The following is a 16,136-nucleotide window of genomic DNA, read 5'->3' on the forward strand; positions in this document are numbered from 1 at the left end:
ACGGCAACCCGCGGCAAGCAGTCGCTCACCACCTCGGCGAGTTGGAGTGCCTCCCGGTAGCTGCCGGCCGCGTCCGCCAGATCGTGTGCCCGCCTGCGCTCCTGCGCGGCGCCCAGGGCGAAGGAGGCGTTGGCCTCGGCCTCCGGTTGCGCGGCTCCTGCGCGGCGGCGAGCGCCGGGTGAGCCGGCAGCCGTCCGGTGGAGTGGCCGCCTGCACGGCCGGTGTACGCGCCCAGGCCGGTGTAGGCGCCCAGGGCCGGTGTAGGCGCCCAGGGCCGGTGTAGACGTCCGAGACTCAGCTCAGCGCCCACCGTCTAGCTGAGCTTGTTGCCGTGTCTCAGGTGGACCGGCAGGGCCTCGGCGAGCGCCCGGACCGTGTCCCCGGGGCGTCCCAGCTCACGGTGGGCGATCCCCAGACTGGTGTGCGAGACCGCCTCCCACCGGCCGAGTTGAGGTCGCGGAAGAGCTGGGCCACCTGCGAGAAGTGCTCGGCGGCCTCGTGCAGCCGCCCGAGCTTCCAGCAGATCAGCCCCAGGTTGGTGACGTCGGCGGCGGTCTCCGCCCCCTTGCTGCGCCGGGTGAGTTCACGAGCCTGGGAGAGGTACTCGTAGGCCTGCACGATGGCTCCGTTCTCCTGGTGCGCGGCGCCGATGCGACGTAGCGCCAGCGCCTGCCCGTCGAGCCAGCCGGCCTGCCGCGCGAGCTCCAGCGCGCTGCCGAACAGTTCCAGCGCCTCCGCGTTGTTCGCCAGCGCCCGGTGGCATTCGGCGCGCCGCAACTGGGCGGCGGCCTGGGCCCGTAGCTCGCCGTCGGCGACGGCGGCGAACAGGCTGGCGGTCGCGACCTTGAGGCAGTCGCCCGTGAACATCCCCACCGAGAGATAGCTGTGCAGACTCTCCGCCAGCCGCCAGGCGATGGTGGTGAAACCGGCGCCGGACGCCTGCAGCACGGCGCCGACCAGGTTCTCCCGCTCGCTGTCCAGCCACTCCGCGGCCTGGCCGCGGCCCGAGAGGACCAGCGCGGCCGAGGGCGCCGTCCCGGCGGACGGGTCCGAGGCCGGCTCCGCCGGGTAGAGCAGTCGGGCCGCCGCGTCGGCGTGGTAGAGGTACCAGTCGAAGAGCCGCTGCCGGGCGGCGTGCGCCTCCTCCCTGCTGACCAGCTCGCGGGCGTAGGAACACAGCAGGTCGTGCGGCCCGAACCGGCCTGCCGCCCGTTCCTGCACCAGCTGAGCGTCCGTCAGGCTCACCAGCAGTCCGGCTGATTCGGCCGAGGTCGAGTCCGCCAGCGCCGCGGCGCCGGCCACGGTGAGGTCCGGGCCGGGCATCAGGCTGAGGAGCCGGAACATCCGCTGGGCCGCGGCCGGAAGCGCGCGGTAGGAGTGGTCGAAGGTGTCCCGCACCGTCGAGCGCAGGCCCCCTTCGATGTGCAGTCGACTGAGCACGTCGTCACCCGCCAACTCGGCGCAGTGGTCGGCGATGCCGGCGTTGCGGGCCAGCAGGTCGGCACCGGCGATCCGGATGGCCAACGGCAGACCGCCGCACACCCGCACGAGCCTGCGGGCCGCCTCCTCCTCGGCCGCGACCTGGCTCTCGCCGATGGTGCTGCCGAGCAGTTGGCGTGCCTCGTCCGGATCGAGCACGTCCAGGCCGAGCTGGCATGCACCGTCGCTCGCGACCAGCCCGGCGAGCTGGCTGCGGCTGGTGATCACCACCGCGCAGCCCCGGGCGCCCGGAATGAGCGGCCTGACCTGCTCGGCGTCGCGCGCGTTGTCCAGCACGATCAGCATCTGCTTGTCGGCGAGCAGCGTGCGGTACAGCGCCGCGGCCTCGTCCTCGTCCACGGGCAGCTGGTCGGGCGGAGCCCCCAGGGCCCGGAGGAACTGCGCCAGGACGTCGCCGGGACGCAGCGTCGGAAGCGGGGAATGGCCGCGTAGGTCGACGAACAGCTGCCCGTCCGCGAAGTGTTGGCGCCGCGCGTGCGCCCAATGCGTGGCGAGGGCGGTCTTGCCGACCCCGGGCGCGCCGACCACCGCCACCACATGCGAGCGCCGCGCCGGGTCGGGCGAGACGAGGGCGTCCAGCTCCCGTATCTCCCGTCGCCGCCCGACGTAGGAGCCGGCCCCGGCGGGCAACTGGGCCGGGAGCGGACCGATGAGCGCCGCGCGGTCGGTCGGCGTGGAGTGATCGGTCGGCGGGGGGTGTCCGGCCGGCACAGGGTGGCCAGCCGGCGCAAGATGGCCAACCGACACGGCGTGGCCAACCGACACAGGGTGGCCAGCCGACACGGCGTGGCTGGTCGGCGCAAGATGGCCGGCCTGCACAGCGTGGCCAACCGACACGGGGTGGCCAGCCAGCACGGCGTGACCAGCCGACACAGGGTGGCTGGTCGGCGCAAGATGGCCAGCCGGCACAGCGTGGCCAACCGGCATGGCGTAGCCAACCGGCGCAAGGTGGTGGTCGGGGCGCTGCCCGAGGGGCAGTTGCTGGCGCAGTACCCGCAGGTGGGCGTCGCGGACCTCCGCACTGGGCGCGATGCCCAATTCCTCGTCGAGCCGGTCGCGCAGGCGGTTGAACACCTTGAGCGCGGCAGCCTGTTCCCCGCGGCTGGCGAGGGTGAGGATCAGCCGGGCGTGCAGACCCTCGTGCAGCGGCTCGGTGTTCACCATGTCCCACAGCACCGGGACGGCCTCCTCGGGTCGGCGCAGCAGCAGCGCCGCGTCGGCGTGCAGCAGCACCGCCTTGACTCGCCGCTCGTTGGCCGCCACCGCGGCCGGATGCCGACGCAGCACCGGTTCCGCGTCCGCGAGCACCGGACCCCGCCACCACTGCAGGGCATGCGTCAGCGACTCGTACGCGGCCCCGGGGTCCGGCGCGCGATGCACGCGCTTCGCCTGGGCCAGCAGCTCGTCGAAGTGGCCGAGGTCGATCTGGTTCCGGGACGCCTCCAGCAGATAGCCGGTGGGCGTCCGGACAACGGTCGGCGACGGGACGTTCCGCAGGCCGCCCGGTTCCAGCAGTTGGCGCACCTGGCTGACGTAGGTGTGGATCAGGCTCTGGTGGGAACTGGGCGGCCCGGACGGCCAGAGGGTGTCGGTGATCTCCTGCTGGGTGGAGGGCTCGGGGTGCCTGAGCGCCAGAAGTCCGAGCAGGCGGCGCAGCATCGGGCTGGTGACCGGGACGGGGGTCTGGCCGCGCTGGAGGGAGAGCGGGCCGAGGATCAGCAGGCGCGGCCGGCCGACGCCGCGCGGTGGCCCGGTGCGGGCGGCGGTCAGCAGGTCCGCCAGTTCGCCGCCGGTCAGCCCCAGCGCCTCGGCCAGGCGCTGGAGGGTGTGCGACTGAGGCCGTTTGACCCGGCCGCGCTCGATGTCGCGCAGCGCCCTGGTACTGATCCCGGCCCGTGAGGCGGCCACCTCCTGGCTCAGCCCGGCCCGTCCGCGGAACGACTGGAGCCGTGGGCCTAACGGGCCCGGCTCACCTGCCCGACCTCCCCGGGCAAGCCCCGTGGCCGACGTCCTTTCTGACATGGCATCCCCCTCATCCGATGACCGCGGCCTGTCGACCATGACCGGCAGCGGCATTGCGAGCGGTGCACGGCCGACTCCGCAGAGGCTTCGGCCGACGCCAGTTTGGACTAGACCAATGCACCAAGCAAGGGAACACCCGATGACCGACCCCACACGCGACACCACCGCCGGCCGCGTCCACAACGACCTGTACAACCTGGCCGGCCGCAACAGCCGGTCCACGGACGAGATCACGGTTGGTCCCATGCCGGTGATCGCTCAGTCCGTACGATGATGCGGTACTCAGGGGCAGTTGCCCTCTTTCCGACAGCGAGCGAACACAGGCCGCTGCGCACACTCCGGCGCCTCTTTCGTGAGGCAACGTCAAGAAGGAGTCCGAATGTCTTTTCGCCTCTCTCTCCGTGCCGACCTCGCCGCCTCCGCTCTTGCCCTGGCCGCCTTGACGGTGGCTTTTGCGGGGGCCCTCGCACCGACGACACATGTCACCGCGACAACGCCGGTGACGCGGCCCGTCGCCACGGCAACCGGCTCCACGTCGACCGGTGCCGGCACCGGCACCGGCACCGGCACCGGCACCGGCCAGGGAGCGGTAACGGATCCGGAGGGAACGAACGCACGGCTCATGGACCCCACCACCCCAGGCGCGTAAAAAGGGCCTGAGGGTCCCGGAGGCTCTGTAGGCGACGGCAGCCCATGGCACGCGGCGTGTAGCCGTCGCGTGCCACCGGTGGGGAGGGGGCTGCCGCTGGGTTCGCTTCACCCGGACCGGTGAACTCGCGTAGGTCGATTGCGTAGTTCTACTGATTTCCTCGGTCTCCGCAGCAGGAAAGCTGTGCCTCGGAACGTACTGCCCGCGACCGCAGAGTTACCGAGGACAGGTCTGGATGAAGAGATTGCCGGAGTCGGTGAAAGGCGGGAAACGGCCACTGTTCCGGGGGCCCGCCCCGGCGGAGCGGGGTCGGCCGGCTCGGTACGGCAGAGCTCCGGGCACCGCCCTGCTGGTGGCCGTCACGCTGCTCACAGTCGGCTGCTCGAACACCTCGGACGTGTCCGCCTCGACGCCCTCCTCGACGGACCCGGTCAGCGGTGTCCCGGTCCCCTCGTCATCCCCGTCTCCTTCGCTCTCCCCGCTCTATCCGACCAACGCCGCAGGCTGTCACCCCAACGCGGGCTGGACGCCGAAGGAGGAAAGCGCCTGGCTGATGCTGCGTGCCTATACTCCCGACGAGAACTGGTACGACGGCCCGGACACGGTAAGGATCTCGGCCGCCGTGGCGGGATCCAGCGGCCCGCTCTGCGAACCGCTCACCGTCCAGGTGGAGTTCTGGGAGCTCACCTACGGCTCAGCGGCTGGTCAGACGTCTGCGACGGGCGGCGCGGAGCAGGCGCCGGACTACTACTTCGACATGCGTTCCGTACAGCGGACCGAGCTGCGCGTCGACGGGCGGAAAGAACACCTCGTCGAACAGCCGAAGAAGCTCTACGCCGACGACCGCAGCGTCTGCACTGGCGCGCTGCTCGCCATTTACAGCGGCAAGCCCCTCACTTCCGAGGAACTGCCCGAGAACATCAACACCGGAGACAACATCAACCCCCGTGGCGACGTGGACTTCAACGCCGACCGGGTCGCCACCTACGAGCTCTCCGCTCCCTCCGCACCGCATGTCTGCAGCCCCGAGGGCATTCCGACTGCCGACCCCTCCGACGTTCCCTTCCCCTCCACTGTTCCCGACCCGTTGTACCCGACACCGGAATTCAGCTTCGACTTCGACGACGTCCAGCCCAAGTCCACTCCCTGAGGGGATCGATACGGGGCAAGGGCCATGCGTTAGCCGCCGCCTCCTCCATACGCAGCTCCTCCGACCGTGCCGCTGCGAGCCACCAGGGACGCCAGCGCAGCGCGGGAGGAAACTCCCGTCTTGCGGTAGACCCGGCCGACGTGGCTCTCGACGGTGCGCGGGCTGAGGTAGAGCCTGGTGGCGATCGCCTGGCTGGTGAGACCCGCGGCCACCAGCTCGGCGATCTCCCGCTCACGCGGGGTCAGCGCGGCCAGCCCGTGGGCGGGTTCGGAGGGTCCGGGCATGCTCCCGAACACCAGCGGGCGCACCTGTTCGGCCAGGCCGGCCAGTAGCTGTGCTCCACCCGCCGAGGCCAGCCGGGAACCGCGGCGCCACATGGCGGCCGCGCGGGTGCCCCCTCCGATGGCCTTCATGAGCGGAGCGCCGAGCAGCAGGGACTGCGCCTCCCGGAGGGCCGCTCCGGACCGCGCACTGTCCGCCGCGGCTTCCTCGAACATCCGGGCCGCCTCGGCCGTGTTGCCACGATGTGCCGCGATCCGCGCGAAGCTGCGCAGCGCCGCTCCACTCTGGGTCGGCAGGCCGAGCTGGCCGGCTTCCTTGTGGGCCTGCTCGGCCCAGAGTTCGGCCTCTTCCACGTCGCCCGTGGTCAGGGCCGCGGTGGAGAGCAGTTCGAGGAAGTTGGGGCGCGCCGACGGCTGGAGCCGCCGCAGGTCGCTTCCGCCGCCCGCGTGCAGCAGGGCTTCCGATGCCCGGTGCGGATCGCCGGTGCTCAGCGCGGCGTAGCCGATCATGCACCAGGCCAGCGAAGCCCACCAGCTGTCGTTGGTGCCCGCTGCGGCGACTGCCTCCTCGGCGGCGGCGAGCGCACAGCGATCACCTGGGGGGCGGGCCTGCAACAGGATCTGGGATCTGAACGCCAGGGTGAAGGCGAGCAGTTCGCCACTGCCGAGGCCCCGCGCAATCGGCTCGGCCTCGTCGGCCAGTTCCAGCGCGCTGGTGACCCGGCAGGTGCTGAGGTGGACCTGGGCCTTGCAGAGCAGGAGCTGCGGCAACAGGTAGAGCCTGCCGGTGCGCCGAGCGAGCCCCAGCCCTCGGTCGGCGTGCCGCTCCGCGTCCGAATAGTTCTCCAGGAACACCTCGGTCCAGCCCAGTGTGGACAAGGATTCGCACATGCCGGCGAGGTCGTTGTCGGTCAGCGCGTCCGCGAGGCCGGCCGCCGGTTCGGCGAACCGGCGGGCCGCGGCCATGTCACCCTCGTACGCCTCACCCATGGCGGCCAGCGCCAGGGCATGCAGCTCGCCGATCTCGTCGCCGAGGGAACGCGCCGCCGCGATCGCCTCGGCGACCCCCGCGCGCGCTTCGGCGAAGCGGGAGGCCGACAAGGCGCCGGAGACCAGTTCGAGCTCGATGCCGAGCCGCTGGGACGGCGACGGCCCTGGGCTGCGGGCCAGTTCGCGGCGCAGCAGCGCGCTCGCTTCCGGATAGCGCCCGAGTTGACGCTCCATCAGGGCGCAGAACGTGACGGCGTACGGGCGGACGGCGTCGTCGTACGGCGCGGGCATGTCGATCAGTTGGTGCAGCAGATCCCGGCTCTCGTTCAGGGCGCCGCTCACGCCGAGCGCGCGAGCGCGCGACAGCAGCAGTTCGCGGCGCTTGGCGTGGTGTTCGGGGGTTTCCGGCAGGAGTCGCAGCACAACGCCCAGCCAGTGGGCGGCGGTGGCCGGAGCGGTCGCGGTCGTCCGCTCGGCGGCCTCGATCAGCACCGCGACCGCCTGTGGGTCCCAGCGGGTCACCGATTGTTCGAGGTGGTGCGCACGCTCGACGACGGAGGCGCCGGCCCGGGCCAGTTCCGCTGCCGCACGGCGATGGAACTCCTCGCGCTGCCAGGGGTCGATGCCTTCGTGGACCAGAGCCCGGATCAGTGGATGGCGGAGCGTGAGGTGTCGTCCTCCTGCACCCGGCCGGACGAGGTCGCGCCGCATCACCCGGCGCAGCGCCTGGATGACGTCGGGGCTGTCGGCCCCGGTGAGAGCGCTGATCATGGCGGGCGTGGTGTGGTCGCCGAGGACCGCGGCGGCCTCGACCGTCCGGCGCTCCAGCGTGCTGAGCGGCGAGAGTTCGTCCAGCAGCAGCGTGCCGAGGCCGGCGGGCAGGCTCTTCGGGCCGCGGGGGGAGAACCTCCCGGCAGTCCGGGCCTCTCGATGGGACTGGAGAAGAGCGAGGAAGTACAGCGGGTTCCCCTCACTCGCTGCGTAGAGCTCGGCCGCTCGCGGGCGCGGCAGGTCGCGGGCCAGTTCCTCGACACACTCGTGTTCGACGAGTGGCCCCAGCGGGACTTGCAGCACCGCTCCCGTGTCCACGCCACGGGCCAGCGCGGTGGCGAGCACGGTCGGCGCCTGCCGCTCCCGGCGTGCGACAACGAGCAGTAACGGCGCTGGTATCGGGTGCCGGACGAGATGGTCCAAGAGTTCCAGTGACGCCGGGTCGGCCCAGTGCAGGTCGTCCAGTGTCATCACCAGCCCCGCGGTGCCGAGACGGCCCAGCATTTCCGCCGTCGCCTGATACAGGCCCAAGCGGTCGCGGCCACCCGACTCGTCGGCGCCGCCGCGCAACACCGCAGGAAGCTCCGCCAGCACCGGAAAGGTTCGCCGCGTTCGCCGGTCGAGGTCGGCGAACGCGGCGACGAACGGCCGGAAAGGACTGTGCCGCTCGTACTCCGTGGCCCGGCCGCGCAGCACCGTGAGCCCCTTGCGGCGGGCCCGCGTGGAGAGCTCGACCAGGAAGCGGCTCTTGCCGATACCCGCTTCACCGGTGACATCGACGACTGTTGGAGCACCCCCCTCCGAGTGCTCCAGCAGCGAGTCGAGCCGACCGAGCTCCGCGGCCCTGCCGACGAACGGCACGCAGCTCACCGGCCACCCCTGCCCGCCCTGCGCATCAGCCATCACGCCCCCCTAACGGAAAAGCCCCCCGCTCGTCGCCCGAATCCCCCGGCCTCCCCGAGTCAGGCCGCAGTACGTCGCCAGGCCCCGAAGTACGTCGTCAGGCCGACCCTTGATGTGCCTCCCTATGTGCCAGCGGCAGTCCGGGAAGGATCCCGTCGGCCCACTGGTCGATGCCGGAGGGCAGCCGGGAGACAACGGTGGCGAGCCGTTCGACCGCGCGAACCGCGTCAAGGTCGTAGTCGGCCGGTGCGTCCCCCGTGCTGCCGTCCCCCGCGGCATCCGGTGATTCCCTCAGTACGAGGAGGGCATCCCGTCCCTGGATCGACCACTCCGTCACCCGTGCGGCCAGCATCGCCTCGGAGACCTCCTGCGTGACCACTGCCTGGGCGAAGTCCGGCCGCAGGGTGTCGACCTCCACCGTGAGCGGACTGCGCCGGCTGCCCCTGCCGCTCCCCCTGCGCCGCAGCACCATCCGAAGGGAGGGAAGGGCGGTGTCCAAGTGCACGGCGCAGACGGTCACATGGACCTTCTGCCACGCCCGGAACGGCGCGAAGGACACCGGCTCGAAGGCATCGGCGACCGTGAACGGCACGCCCCGATGGGTACCGGCCATCACCGCGAAGCAGCCGCGGAGTTTCACCGGGGCCGTGCTGTTCAGGAGCTCGGCCCCGCTTGTGGCGAGCCGTGGCAGCGGGCCGGACACCCACCGTCCGGCGAGATCCGGCAGACGATCCTCGAAGGCCCAGCCCCGCGCCCCCGCGAACTCCTTTCGTTGTTCCGCGGTGTTGGCTTTGGCCGGACGCCGCAGGAGTTCCGGTATTCCGTAGTAGGCCGCGGTCAGAGCGGCGTACCCGGCGACCGCGACCAGCCCGTGCACCCACTGCACCGTCCAGCCGGCCAGGAAGAGACCGGCCGCCGCCAGGAAGTGCGGCGAATAGGCCTGCACGGGTGTGCCGGCGGACCGGTGCCTGGATGTCCAGACGCCGTAGTCGCCTCCCGGGACGTCCACGTGGTTGACGACAACGGCCACCATCAGATTGATCAGGCCGAACACCAGGGAGACCGGAACCATCACGATGCAGGCGGTCGCCCAGTCGCCACCGCTCCCGTCGATGATCCAGAACCAGATCATCAACAGGGCCGACAACATGCCGACGGGCAGAAACCCCAGCCCCGAGAAGGCAAACACCGTCATCCCCCTGCCGGCGGGGCGCCGGCGTTCGCGACCAAGCCGTCGGCAGCAGCAGCGGAATCGGCGTCCGTGAACGGGTACGGACGGATCACGTGCCGGCGATCCCCTGGGAACGACAGGGCGGACAACAGGCTCGCCCCGCCGGTTCGCCCGGGGCTCGGCCGTAGCGCCTCGGACTCCCCCAACTCCCGCATCACGACTGCTGCTTGCGCCGCGCCGACATCAGACCGACCACACCGATGATCCCGATCGTGGTCGCCACCACGATGATGACGGGCGACCCACTGACGAGGGCGACGAGGTTGCCGATCGCCCCGACGAGAACGAGTAGCGTCCACCCGACGCGAGTCCCGGCCGGCTGCTTCTGCGCCATGTCCCTGCCTCCTTGCCGAAGTTGAGGAAGCCAGACCGTAACCGCGCGCCCAGAGCCCCTGGCCGGGTGGCGGCTTCCCGGAGGACATCAGGGCAGGTCGGACAGCGTGTGGGAGGCGGGCGGCAGATCCCCGGACCGGGCCGGTCCGGGTGCCGGAACGGGGACCCGCGATCCCCTTGATCCGCCTAGAGTTGACGAGGTGGAGCAAACGGAGTCCGATGAGCCGAAGGAGCCGCCGAGAGCGGTCTTCGCCGCCGCGCTGACGCGACTGCGACGCCAACTACCCGACCTGTCCGACGAGTTGCTGGCCAGACGGGCGAGCCGTACGGCACTGCCGTCAGGACGCCGGGTCCCCGTCAACGCCCGTCGTCTGGGCGAATGGCTCAGTGGACGGTCCGTGCCGCGCGACTTCCATGCCGTGGTGGCGGTCGTCCGCGCCGTCGAGTCACTGGTCGACGCCCCGGATGCCCGGTTCCCGATCTCCGAGTGGGAGGGCCTGTGGCGCGCGGCGTACGAGGACCGCGCCGTCGCGGTGCCCCCACCCGATGCTCCCGCCGGCCCAGCGACCGAAGGAGCTCCGGGCGACCTGGTGGTCGGCCGGCCCCCGAGTGACGCCGCCTCTCTGCGGGAGCGTACGACCCTCGCGAGTGCGATCGACGCGGCGTTAAGGGACGAGGCGATACGTGAAGTGGTGCTCACGGGGGCAGGCGGAGCGGGGAAGTCGCAGCTGGCCGCGGCCACCTTCTACCGGGCCCGTCAGCCCCGCGGGGTGCGCGTCTGGGTGCCCGCGTCCTCACGCCAGTCGGTGCTGACGGCGTACGCGCGTGCGTGGCGGGTCGTCTCGGGCGAGGAAGGCGGACGCGGCTGGGACGACGAGGTGCAGGCCGACCTGTTCATCGCCTGGCTGCGTACGACGCCGCGGCCGTGGCTGGTCGTCCTGGACGACGTCGACGATCCTGCGGACCTCCGTGGGCTCCGGCCCGTGGGGGAGCGCGGTAAGAGCCTGGTGACGACACGGCGGCGGGACGCGGCGCTGATCCGGCCCTCCTCCCGGATCGTGCAGGTCGGGATGTTCGCACCGCAGGAGTCTGTCGACTACCTCCGGTCGCGCCTCCCCTCAGGCCAAGTGCCGTACAAGAAAGCGGAGTTGGACGCTCTGGCGGACTCCCTCGGCCACTTCCCGCTCGCGCTGTCCCAGGCGGCGGCCTTCCTCATCGACACAGGCATGGGCCTCACCACTTACCGCCGGCTCCTTGACGACCAGCGGGAGGCGCTGTCCGATCTGCTGCCGCCGACCTCTCCGGCCGACGAGCACGGCGACACCGTGGCGACCGCGTTCGAGCTGGCCCTGGACCGGGCGGAGGCACTGGCGCCCGCCGGTGGCGCCAGGGCGACCCTCGAATTCCTGTCGATGCTCGCGCCGGACGGCATCGAGGAGTCCGTGCTGCACACCGCGGCCGCCCGCCGGTGGATCCACGCGGGGATGCACGGCCGTAGCGACGACGGCCGGGTCCCGGCCGTGTCCACCGAACGGGACGTTCTCCTCTCCCTGCGCGCCCTGCACCGGCTCAGTCTGGTCACGCACGATCCCTCCCGCTCGCCCGCCGCGGTCGAGGTGCACGCGCTCGTACAGCGCGCGGCGCGCGAGACCGTGCCGGAGCCTGCCCGGCCACACCTCGCCGTGGCCGCCGCCGACGCCGTGGAGGAACTCTGGTCGTCCACGGCGGAGTCCGAGTACCGGCCGGGGACCGAGGCGGCCCTGTACCGCAACGTCGAAGTCCTGCGCCGGACGACCGCCGGTGACCTGCTCTGGAACGGCCGCATGCACCCCGTTCTGCGCCGCATCGGGCCCTATCTGGCCGGGCTCGGCCGCGATGCCGCGGCGCGGGACCTGGGCCGGGAGCTGCTGGAACAGGCACGGGCCCGGCTCGGGGACGGACACCGCGACGTCCTGGCGCTCCGCTGTCAGGTCGCCCTGGCCATCGGAGAGATGGGGGACACGACAGCCGCCCGGACGTCCCTGGAGGAGATCCGGCGGGAGGCGGAGTCGACCTTGGGCGCCACGGACCCCGACACCCTTGCCGTACGGCTGCACGAGGCCCGCTTCCGTATGGAAGAGGGTGCCGTGACCGCCGCGCTGGCCGAATTCACCGAACTCGCCGACCAGGCGGCCGCCGAACTCGGCACGGAGCACGCGCTGGTGGTCGAGGCACGGAAGCACGCGGCTCTCTGCCTCGGCCTGGCCGGGGACGCCGTTGGCGCGCGGGACGCCTGCGCCGCGCTGGTCACGATGCTGGAGCGACGACTTGGCACCGGGCACCCCGAGCCGCTGAGCGTCCTCATCGATCTGGGCAGGTGGTCAGGCGAGGCGGGCGAGCCGCACGTGGCGGTCGAGACTCACCTCCGTGCGGTGGCGGGGCTGGAGTCCGCCGTCGGCCGCCTCCACCGGGACACCCTGATCGCCCGGCACAACCTGGCCTACTGGCGGGGCCTGGCGGGCGAACGTGAGCTCGCCGTCGAGGAGTTCACCGTCGCCGCTCAGGACGCCGAGCGCGCGCTCGGCGCCGGCCACCCGACCACCCTCACCTACCGCGTCAACCTCGCGTTCTGGCGCGGCCTCGCCGGCGACCCGGCCACGGCAATGACCGAACTGGCCGCGCTCCAGCCCACCATCGACCACGTGCTCGGCGCCGACCATCCGCGGGCCCTGCGAACCCGGCAACAGCGAGCCGAACTCCTGGAACTCTCCGGCGACCACGCCGCGACAGCCACCCTGCTCACCGACCTGCTGGCCGACATGACCCGTGTCCAGGGCAGCGACCACCCTCGCACGCGCGAGGTCGCGCAATCGCTGACCCGCTGCCGCGAACAGGCGACCGGGTGAAGTGAGCGGATCAAACGAACGGCGCAGAGCTGACCGGCACAAGCATGGGTGACGGCCCGCTGGCAGGGAACGCTGGAGGTCAACCCCTCCAGTCCCCCACCACCCGGAGGCCCCACATGCTGCGAGGCATCGACGTCAGCGGCTATCAGTCGTCCGCCTATGACACCGACGGTCTCTCCTTCGTCTTCATCAAGGCGACGGAGGGCCGCTCGTACGTCAACCCCAAGCTCAGCGCCCAGGTGAAGACGGCCCGCGACGCCGGCTGCGTCGTCGGCTTCTACCACTTCCTGTGGCCCGGCAACATCACGGCCCAGGCCGAGTACTTCCTCAGCAAGGCCCCGGAGAAGGCGGGCGACCTGCTCGTCGTCGACTGGGAGACGACCGGCGACGGCACCCACGCCAGCAACGCGGACAAGGACCGCTTCATCCACAAGGTGAAGGAACTCCGGCCGAACCACCGGACCCTGCTCTACTGCAACCGAAATTTCTGGCTGAACATCGACACCACCTCGTACGCGGGGGACGGCCTGTGGATCGCCGACTATGTGTCGGCGGGCAAGCCCCGCATCGAGGCGAAGTGGCGCTTCCACCAGTACACCGACGAGCCCCTGGACAAGGACGTCGCCGACTTCAGCAGCAAGGCGGCGCTACGGACGTGGGCCAAGGCCGACTGACCGCCCCCCCGACGGCCCTCCCCGCCGCACGCCAAGTGACGTCAGGCGCGGAAGCCCTCCGAACGCTCCGGAGACGCCTCCGCGAGGGCCGTCGTCACCGCTGCGGCGCCCTCCGCGAGGCCGTACACGGGGGTGCCGGGCTGCTGGCGCCAGGAGTCGTCGAGGCTGCCGGCGTCCACGGTGTCGAAGCCGAGCTCGTCGATGAGGGCGCGGACGACCCGCTTGGCGGTCTCGTCGTCGCCGGCGACCGGGAGGGCGATGCGGTCGGCGGCACCCGCCGGGCGGGGGCGGTCCAGAAGGTTCTGGGCGTAGATGCCGTTGAAGGCCTTGATGACGGGGTGGCCGATCTGCTGTGCCGTCCAGCGGCTCTCGGTGAGGCCGTCGTCCTCGATGGCGGCGATCTTGCCGTCGCGCTGCTGCGGGTAGTAGTTGCCGGTATCGATGACGGTGACCCCGTCCGCCGCCTTGTCGAGCAGCCCGGACGGCAGGTCCGGCACCGCCTTCAAGGGGATCGTGATCACGACGACCTCGGCTCCGCGCGCCGCGTCCTCGGCCTTGACGGGTGTCGCGCCGGTCTCCTCCGCCAGGGCGGCGAGGGTCTCCGGACCGCGGGAGTTCGCGACGGAGACGTCGTGGCCGAGGGTGGTGAGACGCCGGGTGAGGTTGCCGCCGATGTTGCCCGCGCCGATGATGCCGATCTTCATGAGACAGACCCTTCTGGGGTGGATGCTCCTGACGTAGATCATCAACCCCGGGCGACGGACCTGCTATTCCACCGGTTACGGCGAACGAGTGACCCGGGTCGGCAGCCCATGCCGAAGGGGCGCCCCCGCAGCACGGCGGCGCCCCTTCGGCATGGCTCACTTGTTGAGGTGGGCCCAGAACTCCTCGAACGACAGAAGCTTGTCGCCGTTGAGGTCGCGGCTGGCGATCACGGCCGCCGCGACCGTCTCGGTGACGTTCCAGTCCCCGCCCTGGGCGAGAGCGGTCTTGAACTCGGCGGCCGTGATGAACCCGTCCCCGTCCGTGTCGATCCGCTCGAAATGCTTGCGTGCTTCCTCGATGTCCGCCACCGGATCCGCCCCTTCGTAGTGCATTACTGCCTCGTTAACGGAGGTCAGATTATCGGGCGAGGCAAGCGCGGAGTGCGGCGACCACCCAGGCGAACTCCTCGCGGTGCGCGGCGAGGGGTGACTGGCCCTTCACGGCGATCAGCAGCTCGCGGTAGCGGGCGACCTGATCGTTGGCGGGCGCCGCAAGGCGCTCCAGTACGTCGGCGGGGTCGGCGTCGCCGAGCAGCTCCCGCAGAATCCGCTCGGCCTCCGGCGACTCCGGCTCGACCCCCCGCCCGCGGGCTTCCGCCGCGAGCTGGACGAGCCGTTGGGCGAACCACAAGGACGCACCGACCGGGGTGTCGCGACCGCGGTCGGCCGCGTTGAACTCGGCCACCTTCCGCATCTGCGCCCGGAAGCCGGGTTCCTGCAGCAGTTCGGCCAGCTCCACCCACGCGTCCACCTGCTCGGGGGTCGGCTCCTGGGGCAGGTCCACGGCGGCGTTCAGCATCCGCTCGCGGATCACCGGATCCGCGGTGTCGAGCCCGTGGAACATCTCGCCCACGAACTCCTCGATGATCCGCCTCCGTTCGGCGGCCGACAGCCGCGCCAGCTTGTTCATCAGTGTCATCTCCTCTGCGGTCGAACCACGTCGCGCCACGGTCGACAGCACCGCCCGGGTCACCTTCAGGGAACCGATCTGCGCGTCCAGTGCGGCGACATGCGCGGCCGCGACCTCCGCGACCGTGGTCTCACCCGCCAGGACACGTCGTACGTCATTCAGTCCGAGGCCCAACTCCCGCAACGTAACGATGAGTTGGAGGCGTGCCACGGACGCCGCGTCGTACAGCCGGTAGCCACCCGCCGAACGGGCCACCGGAGGCAGCGCACCCTCGTCGGACCAGTAGCGGATGGTGCGCACCGACAGGCCCGCGCTCCGGGCGAGCTCTCCGATGGTGAACAGTCCGGTGCCGTCTTCGATCATGTCTGGGAGTCTGGGCCTTCCAGTGGGTGGAGACTCAAGCGAGGGAACGGGGCGTCATGGCTGACACTCTGCGGGACATTCTGGACGCGGCGGCGCGGGACGTCTTCCCGCCTGCCGACGGCGGCACGACCGTCGTACGCCAGCACTCCCACCGTGACGCCGGGGTCCTCGCCTTCACCGCGCACTCCGTCGTCTTCACCGACGAGGACGAGGAGTGGGTGCGCGAAACCCTGGACCGGATCGACTGCGACGCGCTCGCCGCGACGATGAATCCGCGGTTCCTCGCCGCGTTCATGGATCACACGGCGCGCTCGAACGACACGATCGACCTGCTCGCCGTGGCCGCGCCGCTCCCGGGGAAGCCACCGTTCACGCTGACCGAGATCGGCGATCCCGAGCACCACCGGGTCGCACGCGCGCTCAAGCATCGCGACGAGGTACGGGTGTGGGCCGCCGACGGTGGTGTGCTCATCCTGGGGCGTGGGGTCGCCGGGCGGCTGGAGGCCGCGGTGGAGGTGGACGATGCCGTACGGCATCGGGGGCTGGGGCGTGCGCTGGCCGCGGCGGCGCGGCAGCTGAGCGGGGGCGAGCCGGTGTGGGCCCAGTTGTCGCCGGGGAACGCCCGTAGTCTGCGGGCGTTCCAGGCGGCCGGTTACGTTCCGGTGGGCGCCGAGGCGCTGCTCACCGCGCACTGAGCCCACGTACAACTG

Annotated in this window: 14 protein-coding genes; 7 read left to right on the forward strand and 7 right to left on the reverse strand. The window is 71.5% G+C overall.

Annotated features, from left to right (window positions below):
* Window positions 1-182, forward strand: a 182-nt coding sequence (locus tag AB0N66_RS05965) for a hypothetical protein (RefSeq protein WP_365429331.1), incomplete at its 5' end; no start/stop codon positions are given.
* Between the two features lie 154 nt (window positions 183-336).
* Here AB0N66_RS05965 and AB0N66_RS05970 read toward each other — a convergent pair.
* A complete protein-coding gene (locus tag AB0N66_RS05970; RefSeq protein ID WP_365429334.1) occupies window positions 337-3,576 on the reverse strand; it encodes a BTAD domain-containing putative transcriptional regulator in 3,240 nt (1,079 codons plus the stop codon).
* 85 nt (window positions 3,577-3,661) lie between these two features.
* Between AB0N66_RS05970 and AB0N66_RS05975 the strand changes: the two genes are divergently transcribed.
* The 3 genes from AB0N66_RS05975 to AB0N66_RS05985 all read left to right on the forward strand — a co-directional run bounded on the left by AB0N66_RS05975 (window position 3,662) and on the right by AB0N66_RS05985 (window position 5,321).
* Window positions 3,662-3,796 carry a hypothetical protein gene (locus AB0N66_RS05975; RefSeq protein WP_365429337.1) on the forward strand — a complete coding sequence of 45 codons (135 nt, stop codon included), beginning with the start codon at window positions 3,662-3,664 and terminating at the stop codon, window positions 3,794-3,796.
* A gap of 105 nt (window positions 3,797-3,901) precedes the next feature.
* Complete coding sequence (locus AB0N66_RS05980; protein WP_365429340.1) at window positions 3,902-4,171, forward strand: hypothetical protein; 270 nt, start codon at window positions 3,902-3,904, stop codon at window positions 4,169-4,171.
* A 235-nt stretch (window positions 4,172-4,406) separates the two neighbouring features.
* Complete coding sequence (locus AB0N66_RS05985) at window positions 4,407-5,321, forward strand: hypothetical protein (protein ID WP_365429343.1); 915 nt, start codon at window positions 4,407-4,409, stop codon at window positions 5,319-5,321.
* Window positions 5,322-5,350: 29 nt separating this feature from the next.
* Here the strand turns inward: AB0N66_RS05985 and AB0N66_RS05990 are convergent, their stop codons facing one another.
* The 3 genes from AB0N66_RS05990 to AB0N66_RS06000 all read right to left on the reverse strand — a co-directional run bounded on the left by AB0N66_RS05990 (window position 5,351) and on the right by AB0N66_RS06000 (window position 9,831).
* Window positions 5,351-8,266 carry an AAA family ATPase gene (locus AB0N66_RS05990; RefSeq protein ID WP_365429346.1) on the reverse strand — a complete coding sequence of 972 codons (2,916 nt, stop codon included), beginning with the start codon at window positions 8,264-8,266 and terminating at the stop codon, window positions 5,351-5,353.
* A 97-nt stretch (window positions 8,267-8,363) separates the two neighbouring features.
* Window positions 8,364-9,461, reverse strand: a complete 1,098-nt coding sequence (locus AB0N66_RS05995; RefSeq protein WP_365429349.1) for a hypothetical protein — start codon at window positions 9,459-9,461, stop codon at window positions 8,364-8,366.
* 190 nt (window positions 9,462-9,651) lie between these two features.
* A complete protein-coding gene (locus tag AB0N66_RS06000; RefSeq protein WP_365429352.1) occupies window positions 9,652-9,831 on the reverse strand; it encodes a hypothetical protein in 180 nt (59 codons plus the stop codon).
* 199 nt (window positions 9,832-10,030) lie between these two features.
* Here AB0N66_RS06000 and AB0N66_RS06005 point away from each other — a divergent pair, with 199 nt between their 5' ends.
* Both AB0N66_RS06005 and AB0N66_RS06010 read left to right on the forward strand, forming a co-directional pair.
* Window positions 10,031-12,715 (forward strand): NB-ARC domain-containing protein, encoded by a 2,685-nt coding sequence (locus AB0N66_RS06005; RefSeq protein ID WP_365429355.1) that lies wholly within the window; start codon window positions 10,031-10,033, stop codon window positions 12,713-12,715.
* A 116-nt stretch (window positions 12,716-12,831) separates the two neighbouring features.
* Window positions 12,832-13,389 carry a glycoside hydrolase family 25 protein gene (locus tag AB0N66_RS06010; protein ID WP_365429358.1) on the forward strand — a complete coding sequence of 186 codons (558 nt, stop codon included), beginning with the start codon at window positions 12,832-12,834 and terminating at the stop codon, window positions 13,387-13,389.
* Window positions 13,390-13,430: 41 nt separating this feature from the next.
* Here the strand turns inward: AB0N66_RS06010 and AB0N66_RS06015 are convergent, their stop codons facing one another.
* The 3 genes from AB0N66_RS06015 to AB0N66_RS06025 form a co-directional block, all read right to left on the reverse strand.
* Entirely contained in the window at window positions 13,431-14,093 is a 663-nt protein-coding gene (locus AB0N66_RS06015) for an NAD(P)-binding domain-containing protein (protein ID WP_365429361.1), read from the reverse strand.
* A gap of 156 nt (window positions 14,094-14,249) precedes the next feature.
* A complete protein-coding gene (locus AB0N66_RS06020) occupies window positions 14,250-14,462 on the reverse strand; it encodes an EF-hand domain-containing protein (RefSeq protein WP_365429489.1) in 213 nt (70 codons plus the stop codon).
* 49 nt (window positions 14,463-14,511) lie between these two features.
* A complete protein-coding gene (locus AB0N66_RS06025; RefSeq protein WP_365429364.1) occupies window positions 14,512-15,426 on the reverse strand; it encodes a MerR family transcriptional regulator in 915 nt (304 codons plus the stop codon).
* Window positions 15,427-15,482: 56 nt separating this feature from the next.
* Between AB0N66_RS06025 and AB0N66_RS06030 the strand changes: the two genes are divergently transcribed.
* The gene (locus AB0N66_RS06030) at window positions 15,483-16,121 is read left to right on the forward strand and encodes a GNAT family N-acetyltransferase (protein ID WP_365429367.1); all 639 of its coding nucleotides are present in this window, start codon (window positions 15,483-15,485) and stop codon (window positions 16,119-16,121) included.
* The last annotated feature ends 15 nt before the right edge of the window (window positions 16,122-16,136 follow it).

The sequence above is a fragment of the Streptomyces sp. NPDC093544 genome, from assembly GCF_040683495.1.
Lineage (GTDB): Bacteria > Actinomycetota > Actinomycetes > Streptomycetales > Streptomycetaceae > Streptomyces.

What these genes read in the sequence shown, in the direction of transcription:
- AB0N66_RS05970 (WP_365429334.1), bottom strand. Translation starts at nt 3,576, where the DNA reads ATGCCGCTGCCGGTCATGGTCGACAGGCCGCGGTCATCGGATGAGGGG.
- AB0N66_RS05975 (WP_365429337.1), top strand. Translation starts at nt 3,662, where the DNA reads ATGACCGACCCCACACGCGACACCACCGCCGGCCGCGTCCACAACGAC.
- AB0N66_RS05980 (WP_365429340.1), top strand. Translation starts at nt 3,902, where the DNA reads ATGTCTTTTCGCCTCTCTCTCCGTGCCGACCTCGCCGCCTCCGCTCTT.
- AB0N66_RS05985 (WP_365429343.1), top strand. Translation starts at nt 4,407, where the DNA reads ATGAAGAGATTGCCGGAGTCGGTGAAAGGCGGGAAACGGCCACTGTTC.
- AB0N66_RS05990 (WP_365429346.1), bottom strand. Translation starts at nt 8,266, where the DNA reads ATGGCTGATGCGCAGGGCGGGCAGGGGTGGCCGGTGAGCTGCGTGCCG.
- AB0N66_RS05995 (WP_365429349.1), bottom strand. Translation starts at nt 9,461, where the DNA reads ATGACGGTGTTTGCCTTCTCGGGGCTGGGGTTTCTGCCCGTCGGCATG.
- AB0N66_RS06000 (WP_365429352.1), bottom strand. Translation starts at nt 9,831, where the DNA reads ATGGCGCAGAAGCAGCCGGCCGGGACTCGCGTCGGGTGGACGCTACTC.
- AB0N66_RS06010 (WP_365429358.1), top strand. Translation starts at nt 12,832, where the DNA reads ATGCTGCGAGGCATCGACGTCAGCGGCTATCAGTCGTCCGCCTATGAC.
- AB0N66_RS06015 (WP_365429361.1), bottom strand. Translation starts at nt 14,093, where the DNA reads ATGAAGATCGGCATCATCGGCGCGGGCAACATCGGCGGCAACCTCACC.
- AB0N66_RS06025 (WP_365429364.1), bottom strand. Translation starts at nt 15,426, where the DNA reads ATGATCGAAGACGGCACCGGACTGTTCACCATCGGAGAGCTCGCCCGG.
- AB0N66_RS06030 (WP_365429367.1), top strand. Translation starts at nt 15,483, where the DNA reads ATGGCTGACACTCTGCGGGACATTCTGGACGCGGCGGCGCGGGACGTC.